The organism is Methylobacterium sp. J-030 (assembly GCF_022829545.1).
In the GTDB taxonomy this organism is placed as follows: Bacteria; Pseudomonadota; Alphaproteobacteria; order Rhizobiales; family Beijerinckiaceae; genus Methylobacterium.
Map to the genome: position 1 here is coordinate 1 of NZ_JAKSYM010000071.1, position 734 is coordinate 734.

The 734-nt window shown below is 64.0% G+C and carries 2 protein-coding genes and 1 pseudogene; 2 read left to right on the forward strand and 1 reads right to left on the reverse strand.

What is annotated here, in order from left to right; genetic code table 11:
• Positions 1 to 111, forward strand: a 111-nt coding sequence (locus MKK75_RS03705) for a transposase (protein ID WP_244041285.1), incomplete at its 5' end; no start/stop codon positions are given.
• On the opposite strand, the gene MKK75_RS03710 is transcribed toward MKK75_RS03705, so the two are convergent.
• The gene (locus MKK75_RS03710; protein WP_244041284.1) at positions 89 to 445 is read right to left on the reverse strand and encodes a hypothetical protein; all 357 of its coding nucleotides are present in this window, start codon (positions 443 to 445) and stop codon (positions 89 to 91) included. The two genes, MKK75_RS03705 and MKK75_RS03710, sit on opposite strands and share 23 nt — an antisense overlap.
• Between MKK75_RS03710 and MKK75_RS03715 the strand changes: the two are divergent.
• Positions 420 to 734: pseudogene (locus MKK75_RS03715) on the forward strand (DDE-type integrase/transposase/recombinase); the annotation flags it as partial. The gene MKK75_RS03710 and the pseudogene MKK75_RS03715 overlap by 26 nt on opposite strands.

Consider the following 734-nt stretch of genomic DNA (forward strand, 5'->3'; position numbering starts at 1 on the left):
ATCGAGGAATGGAGGTGCCACTACAACGAAGATCGACCCCACACGGCCCTGGGCGGCTTGACGCCCCGAGCCTTCGCCGACCAAGCTGTCACAGCCCGAGAACTTGCATAGGCCGTGGACCACAAACGGGGTCAACTCCACATGGCGCAAAGCCATACCTCAGGGAGGACCACTTTTCAGGGGGCAGGCCAGCATCGGCCGCGACCATCGCCCGATCGTAGTAGGTGTACCAGGCCGACAGGGATTGTTTGACGACGGCATAGTTGCGGGGCCTGTCGCCGTCCGTGGCGAGGATCGCGAGCCCCGTGTCGGTCACGTCCTGACGCAGGTTGCGGGCCTGGAGGACCTCGCCCTTGAAGAGGACGAACACGGAGCCGGAGGCGTAACTAGCCGAGAGCGTACTCGACTTGCCGACGTAGAACGAGGTCTGGGCGATGGACTTCATGTCCGACCGCATCTTCGACGGGCGCCCGTTCCGGATCCTGACCGTCGTCGATTGCCATACGCGAGGGGCGCTCTCACTCACACCGAGAGCGAACTTTCGCGCCTTCCAAGTGACCGAGGCTTTGGACGCCTTGGTCCGGCTGCGGGGCCGACCCAAGAGCCTGCGGGTCGACAACAGGCCAGACTTCACCGGGCGCATGCTCGCCCAATGGGCCTACCTGAACGGGGCCCAAATCGACTTATCCCGCCCGGGCAGGCCGACCGACAACCTCCACATCTACTCGTTCAGC

Bases quoted from the DNA above. Each gene is read 5' to 3' on its own strand.
- MKK75_RS03710 (WP_244041284.1), bottom strand. From the start codon at position 445: ATGAAGTCCATCGCCCAGACCTCGTTCTACGTCGGCAAGTCGAGTACG.